Below are 15,403 nucleotides of genomic sequence, written 5' to 3' on the forward strand. Positions count from 1 at the left end.
CCTGATCCCATCCCGAACTCAGAAGTGAAACGATGCATCGCCGATGGTAGTGTGGGGTTTCCCCATGTGAGAGTAGGTCATCGTCAAGATTAAATTCCGAAACCCCTATCTGCGTATGCAGGTAGGGGTTTTGTTTTGCCCGCAGAAAAAGTCTACTTCTCTGGCAACACAAAAATGCACAGTTATTTTCGAGTCAGGACACTAGAATAGGTCCAACATTTTTGGAGCCAGAGCCTTTATGCCAGATCCGGTTGACGCCCCTGGGCTGTCAGATTTACCACTGGACGGTTTGGTGGCGTGTCATGAGTGCGACTTGCTGATGCGCAAGCCTGAACTCGCCCATGGTGAGAAGGCCATTTGTCCACGCTGCGGTTATGAGCTGTATGCCCATCGGCACAATGTCGTGCAGCGCAGTCTCGCCTTGGTCATTGCCGCACTGTTGTTGTATATCCCCGCGAACTTTTTACCCATCATGCAGCTCCATCTACTCGGGCAGTCATCGAATGACACTGTCTGGAGCGGTGTTCTCGGTTTGTTCGATACCGGTATGCAGGGCGTAGCAGCAGTCGTATTTCTCTGCAGCATGGGGATTCCGCTGCTCAAGCTGCTCTGCCAATTGGTGGTGCTGCTGAGTATCCGATTCAATATCGGACGCAGCTACGGTTTGCTGCTCTACCGCATTTATCACCATCTTCGGGATTGGGGGATGCTTGAGGTTTACCTCATGGGCGTGCTGGTCGCGATCGTCAAATTGGCCGATATGGCGGCGATTACCGTAGGTCTTGGTTTGGCGTGCTTCATCAGTTTGTTGTTGGTCCAGGTCTGGCTGGAAGTGGTGATGTCGCCGCACCAGATCTGGCAGGCATTATCAGGAGAAGATGCCCATGCGGGCGATTGATGCGGGCATTCTGATTTGTGCCGAATGCCACGAGTTGAACAAGCAGGAAGCTGGCACCGACGAGCAGGTCTGCACCCGCTGTGGTGCGTTGGTTCATGCGCGCCGACCGAACAGCCTGATGCGTACCTGGGCGCTGCTGGTCACCGCTGCGATTATTTACATCCCGGCCAATGTGCTGCCGATCATGACCGTCAGTTCCCTGGGGCAGGGTGATCCGAGCACCATCATGTCCGGCGTGATCCAACTGGTTCAGCACGGCATGATTCCAATCGCGGCTGTGGTTTTTATCGCCAGTATTCTGGTTCCTACGTTCAAACTGGTGGGCATCGGGTTGCTGCTGTTTTCGGTGCAGCGCCGCCAGCCACTCTCCGCACGCCAACGTATATGGATGTACCGCTTTATCGAGTTCATCGGCCGCTGGTCGATGCTCGATATTTTTGTGATCGCTATCCTAGTGGCGGTTGTGAATTTCGGACGGCTAGCCAGCGTCGAAGCCAATCTTGGCGCCATCGCCTTCGCCAGTGTGGTGATTCTGACGATGCTTGCCGCAGTAACTTTCGATCCCCGACTGATTTGGGATAACACGGAGTCGGACGACGACCATGACTGATTTGCCTACAGCGAAAACCCGACCGGCCTCTAACTGGTCTGCCATTTGGGTATTGCCCCTGATCGCCTTGCTCATTGGCGGTTGGCTCGCCTGGCGTGCCTATAGCGAGACAGGCATTGAGATCCATGTGCGCTTCGAAAGCGGCGAAGGTATTCAGGCCAACAAGACCGAAGTCGTTTACAAAGGTATGTCGGTCGGTAAGGTGAAAGCCCTCACACTCGATGACGAAGGCAGCTCCAAAGGCGTGATCGCCACCATCGAGATGAATAAGGACGTGGAGCAATACCTCAGAACCAGCACGCGTTTCTGGCTGGTCAAGCCGAGCGTAACCCTGGCCGGTATCACGGGCCTGGAGACGCTGGTCTCGGGTAACTATGTGGCTGTCAGCCCGGGAGAGGGCGAACCGACCCGCAAGTTCAAGGCCCTGGCCGAAGAACCGCCGCTGTCGGACGCCAAGCCTGGTCTGCACCTGACCATCAAGGCTGATCGTCTCGGTTCGCTGAATCGCGGCAGCCCGGTGTTCTACAAGCAGATCCAGGTCGGTCAGATCAAAAGCTATTTGCTGTCCGCGGACCAGAACACCGTTGAACTCAAAGTCTTCATCGAACCGACCTACGCCAGCCTGGTACGCAAACACACGCGTTTCTGGAATGCCAGCGGTATCAGCATCGATGCCAACCTGTCCGGTGTGAAAGTGCGTAGCGAGTCCCTCGCCAGCATCGTCGCTGGTGGTATTGCGTTTGCTACACCGGAAAACCGCAAGGACAGCCCGCCCACCGATCCAAGCCTGCCGTTCCGTCTCTACGAAGACTTCGATGCAGCCGCCGCCGGTATTCGGGTCAAGGTCAAACTCAGCGATTTCGAAGGCCTGCAGGCCGGTCGTACACCGGTGATGTACAAAGGCATTCAGGTCGGCAATCTGAAAGCGCTCAAGATTGACCCGGACCTCTCCAGTGCAACCGCCGAGCTGACGCTCGACCCATTGGCTGAGGATTACCTGGTCACCGGCACACAGTTCTGGGTGGTCAAACCATCAATTTCGCTTGCCGGTATCACCGGTCTGGAAGCATTGGTCAAAGGTAACTACATCGCCGTGCGCCCTGGCGACAAGGGTGGCGCACCGCAGCGCGAGTTCGAAGCACGGGCCAAGGCTCCGCCGCTGGATCTGCGTTCGCCGGGCCTGCATCTGGTGCTGTTCACCGAAAACCTCGGCTCACTGGAAGTCGGCAGTCCGATTCTCTACAAGCAGGTCAAGGTGGGGTCGGTGCAGAGCTACCAGTTCTCTCGCACTAAAAAACAGCTGATGATCGGTGTGCACATCGAGAAGGAATACGAGGGGCTGGTCAACGCCTCGACGCGCTTCTGGAATGCCAGCGGTATTACGCTGACGGGTGGACTGACCGGCGGCATCCAGGTCAAAAGTGAGTCTTTGCAAAGCCTGATGGCCGGCGGCATTGCTTTCGAAACCCCGGAAGCCAAAGCGCCGTTGCAGAAGCGCATTCCACGTTTCCGTCTGTTCGCCAGTCATGAAGAGGCAAACCAGAAAGGCGCCGTGGTGACCATCAAGGTCGATCGCGCCGATGGTCTGCGCACGGGCACGCCGATCCGGTTCAAAGGCCTCGACGTCGGCAAGGTCGAAGACGTCGACCTCAGCGACGACCTGCAATCGGTGCTGCTGACTGCGCGAATCACGGAAGTGCCGGAGCGTATCGCTCGAGTGGGCAGTCAGTTCTGGGTGGTCAAACCTGAATTAGGTCTGATCAAGACGTCCAACCTTGAGACGCTGGTGACCGGGCAGTACATCGAAGTGCAACCGGCGCCGAAGAATCTCGGTCCGCAAAAGGACTTCGTAGCGCTGACCAATCCTCCGGAAACCGCCAAGGAAGAGGCCGGTTTGAGCCTGGTATTGAGTGCTGCTCGTCGAGGCTCGCTGAAGACCGGTGTGCCCGTCACCTATCGCGAAATCACGGTGGGCAAGGTGACTGGCTATGAGCTGGGCCAGACGGCGGATCGAGTGTTGGTACACATCCTGATCGAGCCGAAGTACGCGCCATTGGTGCGCAGTGGCACGCGGTTCTGGAACACCAGTGGTTTTGGTTTTGACTACGGCTTGTTCAAAGGCGCGACCATACGCACCGAATCGCTGGAGACGCTGATCCAGGGGGGTATCGCCTTTGCCACACCGGATGGCGACCGCATGGGTGTCCCGGCGCGGCCCGAGCAAACGTTTCCGCTGTTCGACAAGTTTGAAGATGAATGGCTGACTTGGGCGCCGAAGATTTCTATCGGTAAGTAACCCGAGGTTAATTTGGCGTTTATCAGGACGTCTTCGCGGGCAAGCCCGCGAAGACGTCCACCAGACGCCGACGTCTCCGGTGGCTTATCATTAGCCCCCTAACGACGCCCACCCAAGGTTCCCCCGGCATGCTGGCTATTTTCCTCGAAACCCTGAACATCACTGCGCCGGTGTTTGCCATGCTGTTTCTGGGTGTGCTGCTCAAGCGCATCGACTGGATCAACGACAACTTCATTCATACTGCGTCGGCCCTGGTGTTCAATGTCACCATGCCGGCGTTGCTGTTTCTGGGCATCTTGCATGCCGACCTGCACGCTGCGTTGCAACCGGCGCTGCTGATCTACTTCTCGGTCGCGACCCTGATGTGCTTTGCAATTGCCTGGGGTTGGGCGATCTGGAAGTGCCCGCGGGAAGATCGGGGCATTTACACCCAAGGCGCGTTTCGCGGCAATAACGGGGTAATCGGCCTGGCCCTGGCGGCGAGCATGTACGGCGACTATGGCATTTCCCTTGGGGCGATTCTCGCGGCGCTGGTGATCCTGTTTTACAACACGCTCTCAACCATTGTGCTGGCGGTCTATAGCCCGGTGATCAAGTCTGATCCGTGGAGTATCTGCAAAAGTGTGATGGCCAATCCGCTGGTCATCAGTGTGATTGCGGCCGCACCATTTGCCTGGTTCCAGATCGGCTTGCCGGGGTGGCTGGAGAGGTCCGGTCAATATTTGGCGCAAACCACCTTGCCATTGGCATTGATCTGCATCGGTGGCACGTTGTCGCTGGCGGCAATGCGCAAAAGCGGCACGATGGCGCTGAGTTCAAGTCTGGTGAAGATGATCGGCCTGCCGGTGCTGGCGACACTCGGCGCCTGGCTCTGGGGCTTTCGTGGGGCGGAGTTGGGGATTCTGTTTCTGTACTTCGGCAGCCCGACCGCCGCGGCCAGTTTCGTCATGGCCCGGCAGGCCAATGGCAATCATGAACTGGCGGCGGCGATCATCGTGATTACTACACTGATGGCGGCGGTCACCACCAACATCGGGATCTTTCTGTTGCAGTGGGGTGGGTGGATCTAACCTCGGGATGGTCGCCTACTCCGGCTTCTGATAGGTGTCGATCACTTCCTGCGCCGCCCGAAATGCATCGATCGCCGCCGGCACACCGGCATACACCGCGCAATGCAGCAGCGCTTCGCGAATCTCTTCCACCGTGCAACCGTTGTTCAACGCACCGCGCACATGGCCTTTCAGTTCTTGCGGGCACTTCAACGCGGTCAGCGCAGCGAGAGTGATCAGGCTGCGGGTTTTCAGCGGCAAACCTTCACGGTTCCACACGCCGCCCCAGGCGTGCTCATTGACGAAGTCCTGCAGCGGCTGGGTGAATTCGGTGGCGTTGCCCATGGCGCGGTCGACGAACATGTCGCCCATCACTTGGCGGCGGATTTCAACCCCAGGCTTCTTATCAGTGCTCATGGCAATTCCCTCTTGTGGTGTTGGCGACGCCAGGCGCGAAGCGAGGTGAACAGCAAAAACGCCACCAGCGCTGGCAGGACGAAAAACAGCATCAGGTGTTCAAGCTTGCCAGCCAGCGGCATGCCCGTGGTGAACGACACCACGTGCAGCCCATAGGCCAGGTACAAGCCCAAAAACAGCAGGCCTTCGGCGCGGGTCACCCGGTAGCCGGAATAGAACACCGGCAGGCACAGCACCGCGACTCCAAGCATCACCGGCAAATCGAAATCCAGCGCGTTGGGCGAGACCGATAGTGGTGATGGCGCGATCAATGCGGTCAGCCCGAGCACGCCCAAGAGGTTGAACAGGTTGCTGCCGATCACGTTGCCCACCGCGATGTCCCGCTGACCGCGCAGCGCGGCGATCAACGAAGTGGCCAGTTCCGGCAGGGAGGTGCTGACGGCGACGATGGTCAGGCCGATGATCCGCTCCGACAACCCCAGGTCGGTCGCGACCGCCACCGCGGCGCCGAGCAACAAGTGCCCGGCGAACACCAGCATCGCCAGCCCGGCGACAATCATCAGCAGGCTGCTGAACCACGGTGCCTGCGACGCTTCATGAGCCCCTGATGGCGGACGGGCCGAGTGCCGCGACTGGCGCAGCAGCAAGCCCAGGTACAGCACTAGCGCGCCCAGCAGCATCATGCCGTCGACCCGATTCAATTCTTTGTTCCACGCCAGTACGAACACCAGCAGGCTGGCGCCGATCATCAGTGGAATATCCAGACGCACCAATTGTCGCGAAACCCGCAATGGAGTAATCAGCGCCGAAAGCCCGAGGGTGACGAGGATGTTGAAGATGCTGCTGCCGATCACGCTACCGACGGCGATGTCGGCGTTTTGCGCCAGGGTGGCTTGCAAGCTGACCGCCATCTGCGGTGCGCTGCTGCCGAGGGCCACGATGGTCAGGCCGATGATCAGCGGCCGCACATGCAGGCGCGCGGCCAGGCGTACCGCGGCGCGCACCATCAGTTCGGCGCCGGCGATCAATAAAAACAGACCGCAGAGCAATTCAATCACGCTGATCAGGGGTAAATCGGCCAGTCCGAAAATAGTCAGCGCTCCATCTATCAGTCGTCGAGGGCTTGCACGCGAACCTTCGCGGTGCCACTGCGCAGCATGCCCAACTGTTCGGCCGCTTCACGGGACACGTCGATCAGGCGCCCGCGAGAATACGGTCCACGGTCGTTGATGCGTACCACGCAGGATCTGTCGTTATTCAGGTTGGTAATCTTCACCCGGGTGCCGAATGGCAACTGGCGATGGGCAGCGGTCAGGCCATGCTGGTTGAAACGCTCACCGCTGGCGGTGTTTTTGCCATGGTGCTTGGCACCGTAATACGAAGCCGTGCCGGTCTTGTCGTAGCCGTGTGGATCGATGGTGTCGGTACTGGCACAACCGGCCAGCAGAGAGAGTAAGGCGCAAGCGCTGAGCAGACGTTTCATTTGGACGGCTCCCAAAATAAATGTGGCGAGGGAGCTTGCTCTCGCTCGACCGAGAAGCGGTCGCAAAATCGGCTGATGCATTCTCGCTGAAAGAGTGCGGTTGCCGATTTGGGCCTGCTTCGCAGACCAGCGGGAGCAAGCTCCCTCGCCACAAGGAATGGAGCCAATATTGAGAGTTGGCTCCATTCTCATCAGCCTTCGAGCTTGCTTTTAAGCAGTTCGTTGACCTGTTGCGGGTTGGCCTTGCCTTTGGAGGCTTTCATGGCCTGGCCGACGAAGAAGCCGAACATCTTGCCGCGTTTGGCTTCGTCTGCCGCGCGGTATTGTTCGACCTGTTCAGCGTTGGCCGCGAGCATTTCGTCCAGTACCGCCGAGATCGCGCCGGTGTCGGTCACTTGCTTGAGGCCGCGTTTGTCGATGATTTCGTCCGCGCTGCCTTCGCCGTTGGCCATGGCTTCAAACACCACTTTGGCGATCTTGCCGGAGATAGTGTTGTCCTTGATGCGCAACAGCATGCCGCCCAGTTGCTCGGCCGAAACCGGCGACTGGTCGATGTCCAGGCCTTGCTTGTTCAGCAGGCTGCCCAGTTCAACCATGACCCAGTTGGCCGCCAGTTTGGCGTCGCCACTGATGCTCACGACTTTCTCGAAGTAATCGGCTTGTTCGCGGCTGGTGGCCAGTACGCTGGCGTCATACACCGACAAACCGAACTGCTGCTGGAAACGCTCGCGTTTCTGCGGCGGCAGTTCCGGCAGGGTGGCGCGCACCTCGTTGAGGAACGAGTCCTCGATGACCACCGGCAGCAGGTCCGGGTCGGGGAAGTAACGGTAGTCGTTGGCTTCCTCTTTGCTGCGCATCGGACGGGTTTCGTCCTTGTTCGGATCGTACAGGCGGGTTTGCTGGATCACTTTGCCGCCGTCTTCGATCAGTTCGATTTGGCGTTGCACTTCGCTATTGATCGCCTTCTCGATGAAGCGGAACGAGTTAACGTTCTTGATCTCGCAGCGAGTACCGAACTCGGCCTGGCCTTTCGGACGGATCGACACGTTGCAGTCGCAACGCAGCGAGCCTTCGGCCATGTTGCCGTCGCAGATGCCCAGGTAGCGTACCAGCGCGTGGATAGCCTTGACGTAAGCCACGGCTTCCTTGGCGCTGCGCATGTCCGGCTCGGAAACGATTTCCAGCAACGGCGTGCCGGCACGGTTCAGGTCGATGCCGGTGGCGCCGCTGAATTCTTCGTGCAGGCTTTTACCGGCGTCTTCTTCCAGGTGCGCGCGAGTGATGCCGACGCGTTTGACCGTGCCGTCGTCGAGGGCGATGTCCAGGTGGCCCTTGCCGACGATCGGCAATTCCATCTGGCTGATCTGATAGCCCTTGGGCAGGTCCGGGTAGAAGTAGTTTTTGCGGGCGAACACGTTGTGCTGACCGATCTCGGCATCGATGGCCAGGCCGAACATCACCGCCATGCGCACTGCTTCCTGGTTCAGCACCGGCAATACGCCGGGCATGCCGAGGTCAACCAGGCTGGCCTGGGTGTTCGGCTCGGAACCGAAGGTGGTGGAACTACCGGAAAAGATTTTCGACCGGGTGGTGAGCTGGGTATGAATCTCCAGCCCGATCACGACTTCCCATTGCATGTGTTTCTCCTCAGAAGCCGGTTGGGGTGCGGGTGTGCCAGTCAGTGTTTTGCTGATACTGATGGGCAACGTTCAACAGGCGACCTTCCTGGAAATACGGGGCGAGCAGTTGCACGCCGACCGGCAGGCCATCGACAAGACCTGCAGGCATGGACAAGCCCGGCAGACCGGCGAGGTTGGCGGTGATGGTGTAGACGTCTTCCAGATACGCGGCGACCGGGTCGTTGTTCTTGGCGCCGAGCTTCCAGGCCGGGTTCGGCGTGGTTGGGCCGAGGATGATGTCGACCTCATTGAAGGCGGCCATGAAGTCGTTCTTGATCAAGCGACGGATCTTCTGCGCCTTCAGGTAGTAGGCGTCGTAGTAACCGGCCGACAGTGCATAGGCACCGACCATGATCCGGCGCTGTACTTCCGGGCCGAAACCTTCGCCACGGGAACGCTTGTACAGGTCTTCCAGGTTTTTCGGGTCTTCGCAGCGATAGCCGAAACGTACGCCATCGAAGCGCGACAGGTTGGAGGACGCTTCCGCCGGGGCGATCACGTAGTACGCGGGAATCGCGTGCTGCATGTTCGGCAGGCTGATTTCCTTGATCACGGCGCCGAGCTTTTTCAGCTCTTCGACGCTGGCCATGACCAGGTCGGCGATGCGTGGGTCCAGGCCGGCGCTGAAGTATTCCTTCGGCACGCCGATGCGCAGGCCTTGCAGCGAACCGTTGAGGCCGGCGCTGTAATCAGGCACGGGCTCGTCGATGCTGGTGGAGTCCTGCGGGTCGAAACCGGCCATGCCTTGCAGCAGGATCGCGCAGTCTTCGGCGGTACGGGCCAGCGGGCCGCCCTGATCGAGGCTGGATGCGTAGGCGATCATGCCCCAGCGCGAAACACGACCGTACGTCGGTTTCAGGCCGGTTAGGTTGGTCAGCGCAGCGGGCTGACGAATGGAGCCGCCGGTGTCGGTGCCCGTTGCCGCCGGCAACAGACGAGCGGCCACCGCCGCCGCGGAACCGCCGGACGAACCGCCCGGAACATATTCCAGGTTCCACGGGTTTTTCACCGCGCCGTAGTAGCTCGACTCGTTGGCCGACCCCATGGCGAATTCGTCCATGTTGGTCTTGCCCAGAGTCACGGCCCCGGCAGCGGCCAGTTTGGCGACCACGGTGGCGTCGTACGGCGCCTTGAAGTTGTCGAGCATCTTCGAGCCGCAGCTGGTGCGGATGCCCTGGGTGCAGAACAGGTCTTTGTGGGCGATCGGCGCGCCGAGCAGGGCGCCGCTCTCACCGTTGGCCCGACGTGCGTCAGCGGCTTTCGCCTGCTGCAGTGCCAGGTCTTCGGTGAGGCTGATGAAACTGTTGAGCTGTGGGTCGAGCTGGGCGATGCGCGCCAGCAGGACTTTGGTCAGCTCTTCGGAGGAAAACTTTTTATCGGCGAGTCCGCGGGCGATCTCGGCCAGAGTCAATTGATGCATTGCAGGCTCTTTCCCTTTAGTCGATGACTTTCGGAACCAGGTACAGGCCGTTTTCGACCGCTGGTGCGATGGACTGATAGGCCTCGCGATGATTGGTCTCGGTCACGACGTCTGCACGCAGGCGCTGGCTGGCTTCCAGTGGGTGGGCCAGCGGCTCGATACCGTCGGTATTGACCGCTTGCATTTCGTCGACCAGCCCGAGAATGCTGTTCAGGGCCGAAGTGATGTGTGGAAGATCGGCATCATTGAGGCCAAGGCAGGCCAGATGAGCGATTTTTTCCACGTCGGAGCGTTCAAGCGCCATGGGAATCTCCAGTGGAAAACAAAACGGACCGCGTCCGTGTGTTAGATTGTCGGAACACTACCGCATATCTACGGTCTCAAGGCCGCGATTGTGGTGCTTGGTGCACAGAAAAGCAGCCAATTTAACATATTGGCGCCTTGCCCAAAATCCCTGTCGTTGTTAGAGTTTGCCGCACTTTTTTACCCACGCGTTGCCTAGGGTCCCTTTCCCATGTTCAAGAAACTGCGTGGCATGTTTTCCAGCGATCTTTCCATTGACCTGGGCACTGCCAACACCCTTATTTACGTGCGCGAGCGCGGTATCGTCCTGAATGAGCCATCGGTTGTGGCTATTCGGACACACGGTAACCAGAAAAGTGTCGTTGCTGTCGGCACCGAGGCCAAGCGCATGCTCGGTCGTACGCCGGGCAATATTGCAGCCATTCGTCCGATGAAGGACGGCGTGATCGCCGACTTCAGCGTTTGCGAAAAAATGCTGCAGTACTTTATCAACAAGGTTCACGAAAACAGCTTTTTGCAGCCTAGCCCTCGTGTGCTGATCTGCGTTCCATGCAAATCCACCCAGGTTGAGCGTCGTGCCATCCGTGAGTCGGCCCTCGGTGCTGGCGCCCGTGAAGTGTTCCTGATTGAAGAGCCAATGGCTGCTGCGATCGGTGCCGGCCTGCCGGTTGAAGAAGCTCGCGGTTCGATGGTTGTCGATATCGGTGGCGGTACCACTGAAATCGCGCTGATCTCCCTCAACGGTGTGGTCTATGCCGAATCCGTACGGGTTGGCGGCGACCGCTTCGACGAAGCGATCATCACCTACGTGCGTCGCAACTACGGCAGCCTGATCGGCGAATCCACCGCCGAGCGCATCAAGCAGGAAATCGGTACGGCCTACCCGGGCGGCGAAGTTCGTGAAGTCGACGTTCGTGGCCGTAACCTGGCCGAAGGCGTTCCACGCGCATTCACCCTGAACTCCAACGAAGTGCTGGAAGCTCTGCAAGAGTCGCTGGCCACTATCGTTCAGGCAGTGAAAAGTGCGCTGGAGCAATCGCCTCCGGAACTGGCTTCCGATATCGCCGAGCGTGGTCTGGTACTGACCGGTGGTGGCGCTTTGCTGCGCGACCTCGACAAGTTGCTGGCCCAGGAAACCGGTCTGCCGGTGATCGTCGCCGAAGACCCGCTGACCTGCGTTGCTCGCGGCGGTGGCCGTGCATTGGAAATGATGGATAAACACACCATGGACCTGCTGTCGAGCGAGTGATCTCGCCCGATGCATCTATGCTGGTGAGCCCGCAGGCAGCACTTTGCAGTGCTGCCTGTTGGCGTTTATCTTCTGTCAGTCTGCATCCAGGCCGGTTTGATGCCGTATGAATAAAGAGAACATTTGCCTGGGAGGAGCGGCTTATTAAACCGCTTTTCACCAAAGGCCCCTCACTGGGCGTGCGCTTGTTGGTGCTGGTCGTGCTATCGGTCGCGCTGATGGTGGTCGATGCCCGCTTCACACTGCTCAAGCCAGTGCGTAGCCAAATGTCGCTGGTGCTGATGCAGTCTTACTGGATCACCGACCTGCCACAGCGGCTATGGCAAGGTGTGGCCAGCCAATTCGGCAGCCGGACCGAGCTGGTCGCCGAAAACGAAAAACTCAAAACCGAAAACCTGCTGTTGCAGGGCCGCATGCAAAAGCTTGCCGCCCTCACCGAGCAGAACGTTCGGCTGCGCGAGTTGCTCAACTCTTCCGCGCTGGTCAACGAGAAGGTCGAAGTGGCCGAGTTGATCGGCATGGACCCCAACCCCTTTACCCATCGCATCATCATCAATAAAGGTGAGCGCGACGGTGTGATCCTCGGTCAGCCGGTGCTCGATGCCCGTGGCCTGATGGGGCAGGTGGTCGAGTTGATGCCGTACACCTCTCGGGTACTGTTGCTGACCGACACCACCCACAGCATTCCGGTGCAGGTGAACCGTAACGGTCTGCGTGCGATTGCCAGCGGCACCGGCAACCCGGAACGCCTTGAGCTGCGTCATGTGGCCGATACCGCCGATATTAAGGAAGGCGATCTGCTGGTCAGCTCCGGCCTCGGTCAGCGTTTCCCGGCGGGTTACCCGGTAGCGACGGTCAAGGAAGTGATCCACGATTCCGGTCAACCGTTTGCCATTGTGCGTGCGGTGCCGACTGCCGCGCTGAACCGCAGTCGTTATTTGCTGTTGGTGTTCAGTGATGGTCGCACAGCCGAGGAGCGCGCCAACGAAGCCGCCCAGGCTCAAGAGGCTCTGGACCGGCAAGGTGGCGGGCCGATCATTCCTGCAACCGTGCCGAAACCGGCCGCGTCGGTGGTACCGGCTGCCGCTGCAACTCCGGCTGCCGCACCTGCCGCCGCGACCCCAGTCAAACCTGCCGCGTCCCATCCTGCTGCCGCCAAGCCACCCGCGACGGCGACGGCCGCCAAACCCAAACCCGCGGCCGTGAAGCCTGCTGCCAAACCGCCTGTCGCCGCGCCGGCCACTACTGGGGGAACAGAATAATGGGCGGTGCAACTTCCTCCCGAAACGGCTGGATGGTCTGGCTGACGTTCGCCATCGGCATGTTGCTCAGCGTTTCGCCGCTGCCGCAATTCATGGAAATCCTGCGTCCTTTGTGGCTGGCTTTGCTGTTGGCCTTCTGGGCGTTGGCCATGCCGCAGAAAGTCGGCATGGTGACGGCCTGGTGCCTGGGGTTGGCCGAAGACGTGCTGTATGGCACGTTGCTGGGCCAGAACGCATTGATCCTCACGCTCATTACATTCCTGGTGCTGTCGCTGCAACAGCGCCTGCGCATGTTCCCGATGTGGCAGCAGAGCCTGGTGATCCTGGTGATCTTCGGCCTCGCCCAACTGGTTCAGTTGTGGCTGAGCGCCCTGACCGGTAATCGTCAGCCGACCCTGGCGCTGGTGTTGCCAGCGCTGGTCAGTGCGTTGCTCTGGCCTTGGATCAGCTTCGGTTTGCGCGGTTTGCGTCGACGCTACAAAATCAATTAATTCGGTCAGGCATGTGCTCGCACCCGGTGCCCTGTCTCGCCAAAAAGGAACAGTATTCGTGAGACAGGGCACTAGACAGGGAGATGTCTTGATGAAACAGCTGTACCTCGCCTCAGGCTCGCCGCGTCGGCGTGAACTGCTCGCTCAGATCGGCGTGCCGTTCACCACCATCAGCGCGGACATCGACGAAACCCCTTTCCCTGAAGAATCCCCATCGGCCTATGTCGAGCGTCTGGCGCGCGGCAAGGCCGAGGTCGGGCGCGGGGCGATCGTGTCCGACGCGGATTTCTGCGTGCTGGGCGCCGACACTGCCGTGGTGCTGGACGGGAAAATTCTCGGCAAACCGGTGGATGAAGCCGAAGCGTGCGCCATGCTTATGCTGTTGTCCGGGTGTGAGCATGAAGTGCTGACGGCGATTGCGGTGCACGATGGTGAACGTTGCGAGTCTCTGGTGGTGCGCAGTCTGGTGCGTTTTCGCACCATCGGCCGCGATGAAGCGGCGGCCTATTGGGCCAGCGGCGAACCCCGGGACAAGGCGGGCGGCTACGGGATTCAAGGGCTGGGCGCGGTGTTCGTTACCGGGCTCAATGGCAGCTACTCGGCGGTGGTCGGTTTGCCGCTGTGCGAAACCGCAGAACTGCTCGGCCATTTCGGCATACCCTGTTGGCAAACCCTTAACGCGCACTGAGCGTCGTACTGACAAGATGCGGCCATTATCGTGAACATGCCTGAACGAGACCCTGCCATGAGTGAAGAGATCCTGATCAACATCACGCCGATGGAATCACGCGTGGCGGTGGTCGAAAACGGTGTTCTGCAAGAGGTCCATGTCGAACGCACGCAAAAACGCGGGATCGTCGGCAACATCTACAAAGGCAAGGTCGTTCGGGTATTGCCGGGCATGCAGGCCGCCTTCGTCGATATCGGGCTAGACCGCGCCGCATTCATTCACGCCTCGGAAATTTCCCTGCGCGAAGGCCCGGCGGTGGAGAGCATCAGCTCGCTGGTTCACGAAGGCCAAAGCCTGGTGGTGCAAGTCACCAAGGACCCGATCGGCTCCAAAGGCGCACGCCTGACCACGCAACTGTCGATCCCGTCGCGCTATCTGGTGTACATGCCGCGCACTGCCCACGTCGGTATTTCCCTGAAGATCGAAGACGAAGCCGAGCGCGAACGCCTCAAGCAAGTGGTCACCGACTGCGTGGAGAAAGAAGGTATCAAGGAAGCCGGCGGTTTCATTCTGCGTACCGCTGCCGAAGGGGCCGGAGCCGATGAAATCCTCATGGATATCCGCTACCTGCGCAGGCTTTGGGACCAGATCAACGCCCAGATCAAAACCATCAGCGCACCGAGTGTGATCTACGAAGACCTCGGCCTGGCGTTGCGCACCTTGCGCGACCTGGTGAGCCCGAAGATCGAAAAAATCCGCATCGACTCCCGGGAAACCTTCCAGAAAACCACACAGTTCGTCGCCGAACTGATGCCGGAAATCGCTGACCGTCTGGAGCATTATCCGGGCGAGCGGCCGATTTTCGACCTGTATGGCGTCGAAGACGAAATCCAGAAAGCCCTGGAGCGCAAAGTGCCGCTCAAGTCCGGCGGCTATCTGGTGGTCGACCCGGCGGAAGCCATGAGCACCATCGACGTCAACACCGGAGCCTTCGTCGGTCATCGCAATCTCGAAGAAACCATCTTCAAGACCAACCTCGAAGCCGCCACCGCCATTGCCCGTCAACTGCGTCTGCGCAACCTGGGCGGGATCATCATCATCGACTTCATCGACATGGAAGATGAAGAGCATCAGCGTCAGGTACTGCGCACCCTCGAGAAGCAACTGGAGCGCGATCACGCCAAGACCAACATCATCGGCATCACCGAGCTGGGCCTGGTGCAGATGACCCGCAAGCGCACCCGCGAAAGTCTCGAGCAAGTGCTGTGCGAACCGTGCAGCAGCTGCCAGGGGCGCGGCAAGCTCAAGACCCCGGAAACCGTCTGCTACGAGATCTTCCGCGAAATCCTGCGTGAGGCCCGTGCCTATCAGGCCGAAGGCTATCGCGTGCTGGCGAACCAGAAAGTGGTCGACCGCTTGCTCGATGAAGAGTCGGGCAATGTCGCTGAGCTCGAAGGGTTTATCGGGCGCACCATTCGGTTTCAGGTAGAAACCATGTATTCCCAGGAACAATACGACGTGGTGCTGCTCTGAAGCGTTGTATTTCAATTCCACTAGAACGGCTGGCCTCAGCTTT

15 protein-coding genes and 1 rRNA gene are annotated in these 15,403 nt (G+C 59.5%); 10 read left to right on the forward strand and 6 right to left on the reverse strand.

Translation table 11 applies throughout. The features are described 5' to 3' along the window. The 5 genes from rrf to AC1DQM_RS15490 form a co-directional block, all read left to right on the forward strand. Positions 1 to 89, forward strand: a 5S ribosomal RNA gene (rrf, locus tag AC1DQM_RS15470); the annotation flags it as partial. Between the two features lie 149 nt (positions 90 to 238). Next, positions 239 to 898, forward strand: a complete 660-nt coding sequence (locus AC1DQM_RS15475) for a paraquat-inducible protein A (RefSeq protein WP_019581179.1) — start codon at positions 239 to 241, stop codon at positions 896 to 898. Continuing rightward, the gene (locus AC1DQM_RS15480) at positions 885 to 1,508 is read left to right on the forward strand and encodes a paraquat-inducible protein A (RefSeq protein ID WP_007941211.1); all 624 of its coding nucleotides are present in this window, start codon (positions 885 to 887) and stop codon (positions 1,506 to 1,508) included. Before AC1DQM_RS15475 ends, AC1DQM_RS15480 begins: the two co-directional genes overlap by 14 nt. Then, entirely contained in the window at positions 1,501 to 3,804 is a 2,304-nt protein-coding gene (locus AC1DQM_RS15485) for a PqiB family protein (protein WP_064620337.1), read from the forward strand. The genes AC1DQM_RS15480 and AC1DQM_RS15485 overlap by 8 nt, the downstream gene beginning before the upstream one ends. 128 nt (positions 3,805 to 3,932) lie before the next feature. Continuing rightward, positions 3,933 to 4,874 (forward strand): AEC family transporter, encoded by a 942-nt coding sequence (locus tag AC1DQM_RS15490; RefSeq protein ID WP_018927222.1) that lies wholly within the window; start codon positions 3,933 to 3,935, stop codon positions 4,872 to 4,874. A 15-nt stretch (positions 4,875 to 4,889) separates the two neighbouring features. Here the strand turns inward: AC1DQM_RS15490 and AC1DQM_RS15495 are convergent, their stop codons facing one another. The 6 genes from AC1DQM_RS15495 to gatC form a co-directional block, all read right to left on the reverse strand. Continuing rightward, complete coding sequence (locus AC1DQM_RS15495; protein WP_477746464.1) at positions 4,890 to 5,270, reverse strand: carboxymuconolactone decarboxylase family protein; 381 nt, start codon at positions 5,268 to 5,270, stop codon at positions 4,890 to 4,892. Further along, positions 5,267 to 6,328, reverse strand: a complete 1,062-nt coding sequence (locus tag AC1DQM_RS15500) for a calcium/sodium antiporter (RefSeq protein ID WP_477746465.1) — start codon at positions 6,326 to 6,328, stop codon at positions 5,267 to 5,269. Before AC1DQM_RS15500 ends, AC1DQM_RS15495 begins: the two co-directional genes overlap by 4 nt. Positions 6,329 to 6,378: 50 nt before the next feature. Further along, on the reverse strand, positions 6,379 to 6,753 hold the full coding sequence (locus AC1DQM_RS15505; protein ID WP_064620325.1) for a septal ring lytic transglycosylase RlpA family protein: 375 nt from the start codon (positions 6,751 to 6,753) through the stop codon (positions 6,379 to 6,381). A 191-nt stretch (positions 6,754 to 6,944) separates the two neighbouring features. Next, positions 6,945 to 8,390: an Asp-tRNA(Asn)/Glu-tRNA(Gln) amidotransferase subunit GatB gene (gatB, locus tag AC1DQM_RS15510; protein ID WP_064620323.1), complete on the reverse strand. Its 1,446-nt coding sequence runs from the start codon at positions 8,388 to 8,390 to the stop codon at positions 6,945 to 6,947. Positions 8,391 to 8,400: 10 nt separating this feature from the next. Next, on the reverse strand, positions 8,401 to 9,852 hold the full coding sequence (gene gatA / locus AC1DQM_RS15515) for an Asp-tRNA(Asn)/Glu-tRNA(Gln) amidotransferase subunit GatA (protein WP_477746466.1): 1,452 nt from the start codon (positions 9,850 to 9,852) through the stop codon (positions 8,401 to 8,403). A 16-nt stretch (positions 9,853 to 9,868) separates the two neighbouring features. Further along, on the reverse strand, positions 9,869 to 10,156 hold the full coding sequence (gatC, locus tag AC1DQM_RS15520; protein WP_007901429.1) for an Asp-tRNA(Asn)/Glu-tRNA(Gln) amidotransferase subunit GatC: 288 nt from the start codon (positions 10,154 to 10,156) through the stop codon (positions 9,869 to 9,871). A gap of 210 nt (positions 10,157 to 10,366) precedes the next feature. On the opposite strand from gatC, the gene mreB reads away from it, so the two are divergent. The 5 genes from mreB to rng all read left to right on the forward strand — a co-directional run bounded on the left by mreB (position 10,367) and on the right by rng (position 15,360). Next, entirely contained in the window at positions 10,367 to 11,404 is a 1,038-nt protein-coding gene (mreB, locus tag AC1DQM_RS15525) for a rod shape-determining protein MreB (RefSeq protein WP_002555108.1), read from the forward strand. Between the two features lie 143 nt (positions 11,405 to 11,547). After that, positions 11,548 to 12,666, forward strand: a complete 1,119-nt coding sequence (mreC, locus tag AC1DQM_RS15530) for a rod shape-determining protein MreC (RefSeq protein ID WP_477746674.1) — start codon at positions 11,548 to 11,550, stop codon at positions 12,664 to 12,666. Then, a complete protein-coding gene (gene mreD / locus AC1DQM_RS15535) occupies positions 12,666 to 13,157 on the forward strand; it encodes a rod shape-determining protein MreD (RefSeq protein ID WP_086944700.1) in 492 nt (163 codons plus the stop codon). The genes mreC and mreD overlap by 1 nt, the downstream gene beginning before the upstream one ends. 91 nt (positions 13,158 to 13,248) lie before the next feature. Next, positions 13,249 to 13,845, forward strand: a complete 597-nt coding sequence (locus tag AC1DQM_RS15540; protein WP_064620318.1) for a Maf family protein — start codon at positions 13,249 to 13,251, stop codon at positions 13,843 to 13,845. A 57-nt stretch (positions 13,846 to 13,902) separates the two neighbouring features. Then, positions 13,903 to 15,360 carry a ribonuclease G gene (gene rng, locus AC1DQM_RS15545; RefSeq protein ID WP_007941226.1) on the forward strand — a complete coding sequence of 486 codons (1,458 nt, stop codon included), beginning with the start codon at positions 13,903 to 13,905 and terminating at the stop codon, positions 15,358 to 15,360. Positions 15,361 to 15,403: the final 43 nt, after the last annotated feature.

The organism is Pseudomonas sp. 01L34 (assembly GCF_056400265.1).

What these genes read in the sequence shown, in the direction of transcription:
- mreB (WP_002555108.1), top strand. Translation starts at nt 10,367, where the DNA reads ATGTTCAAGAAACTGCGTGGCATGTTTTCCAGCGATCTTTCCATTGAC.
- mreD (WP_086944700.1), top strand. Translation starts at nt 12,666, where the DNA reads ATGGGCGGTGCAACTTCCTCCCGAAACGGCTGGATGGTCTGGCTGACG.
- gatA (WP_477746466.1), bottom strand. Translation starts at nt 9,852, where the DNA reads ATGCATCAATTGACTCTGGCCGAGATCGCCCGCGGACTCGCCGATAAA.
- gatB (WP_064620323.1), bottom strand. Translation starts at nt 8,390, where the DNA reads ATGCAATGGGAAGTCGTGATCGGGCTGGAGATTCATACCCAGCTCACC.
- AC1DQM_RS15480 (WP_007941211.1), top strand. Translation starts at nt 885, where the DNA reads ATGCGGGCGATTGATGCGGGCATTCTGATTTGTGCCGAATGCCACGAG.
- AC1DQM_RS15485 (WP_064620337.1), top strand. Translation starts at nt 1,501, where the DNA reads ATGACTGATTTGCCTACAGCGAAAACCCGACCGGCCTCTAACTGGTCT.
- AC1DQM_RS15475 (WP_019581179.1), top strand. Translation starts at nt 239, where the DNA reads ATGCCAGATCCGGTTGACGCCCCTGGGCTGTCAGATTTACCACTGGAC.
- AC1DQM_RS15490 (WP_018927222.1), top strand. Translation starts at nt 3,933, where the DNA reads ATGCTGGCTATTTTCCTCGAAACCCTGAACATCACTGCGCCGGTGTTT.
- AC1DQM_RS15505 (WP_064620325.1), bottom strand. Translation starts at nt 6,753, where the DNA reads ATGAAACGTCTGCTCAGCGCTTGCGCCTTACTCTCTCTGCTGGCCGGT.
- rng (WP_007941226.1), top strand. Translation starts at nt 13,903, where the DNA reads ATGAGTGAAGAGATCCTGATCAACATCACGCCGATGGAATCACGCGTG.
- gatC (WP_007901429.1), bottom strand. Translation starts at nt 10,156, where the DNA reads ATGGCGCTTGAACGCTCCGACGTGGAAAAAATCGCTCATCTGGCCTGC.
- AC1DQM_RS15540 (WP_064620318.1), top strand. Translation starts at nt 13,249, where the DNA reads ATGAAACAGCTGTACCTCGCCTCAGGCTCGCCGCGTCGGCGTGAACTG.
- AC1DQM_RS15495 (WP_477746464.1), bottom strand. Translation starts at nt 5,270, where the DNA reads ATGAGCACTGATAAGAAGCCTGGGGTTGAAATCCGCCGCCAAGTGATG.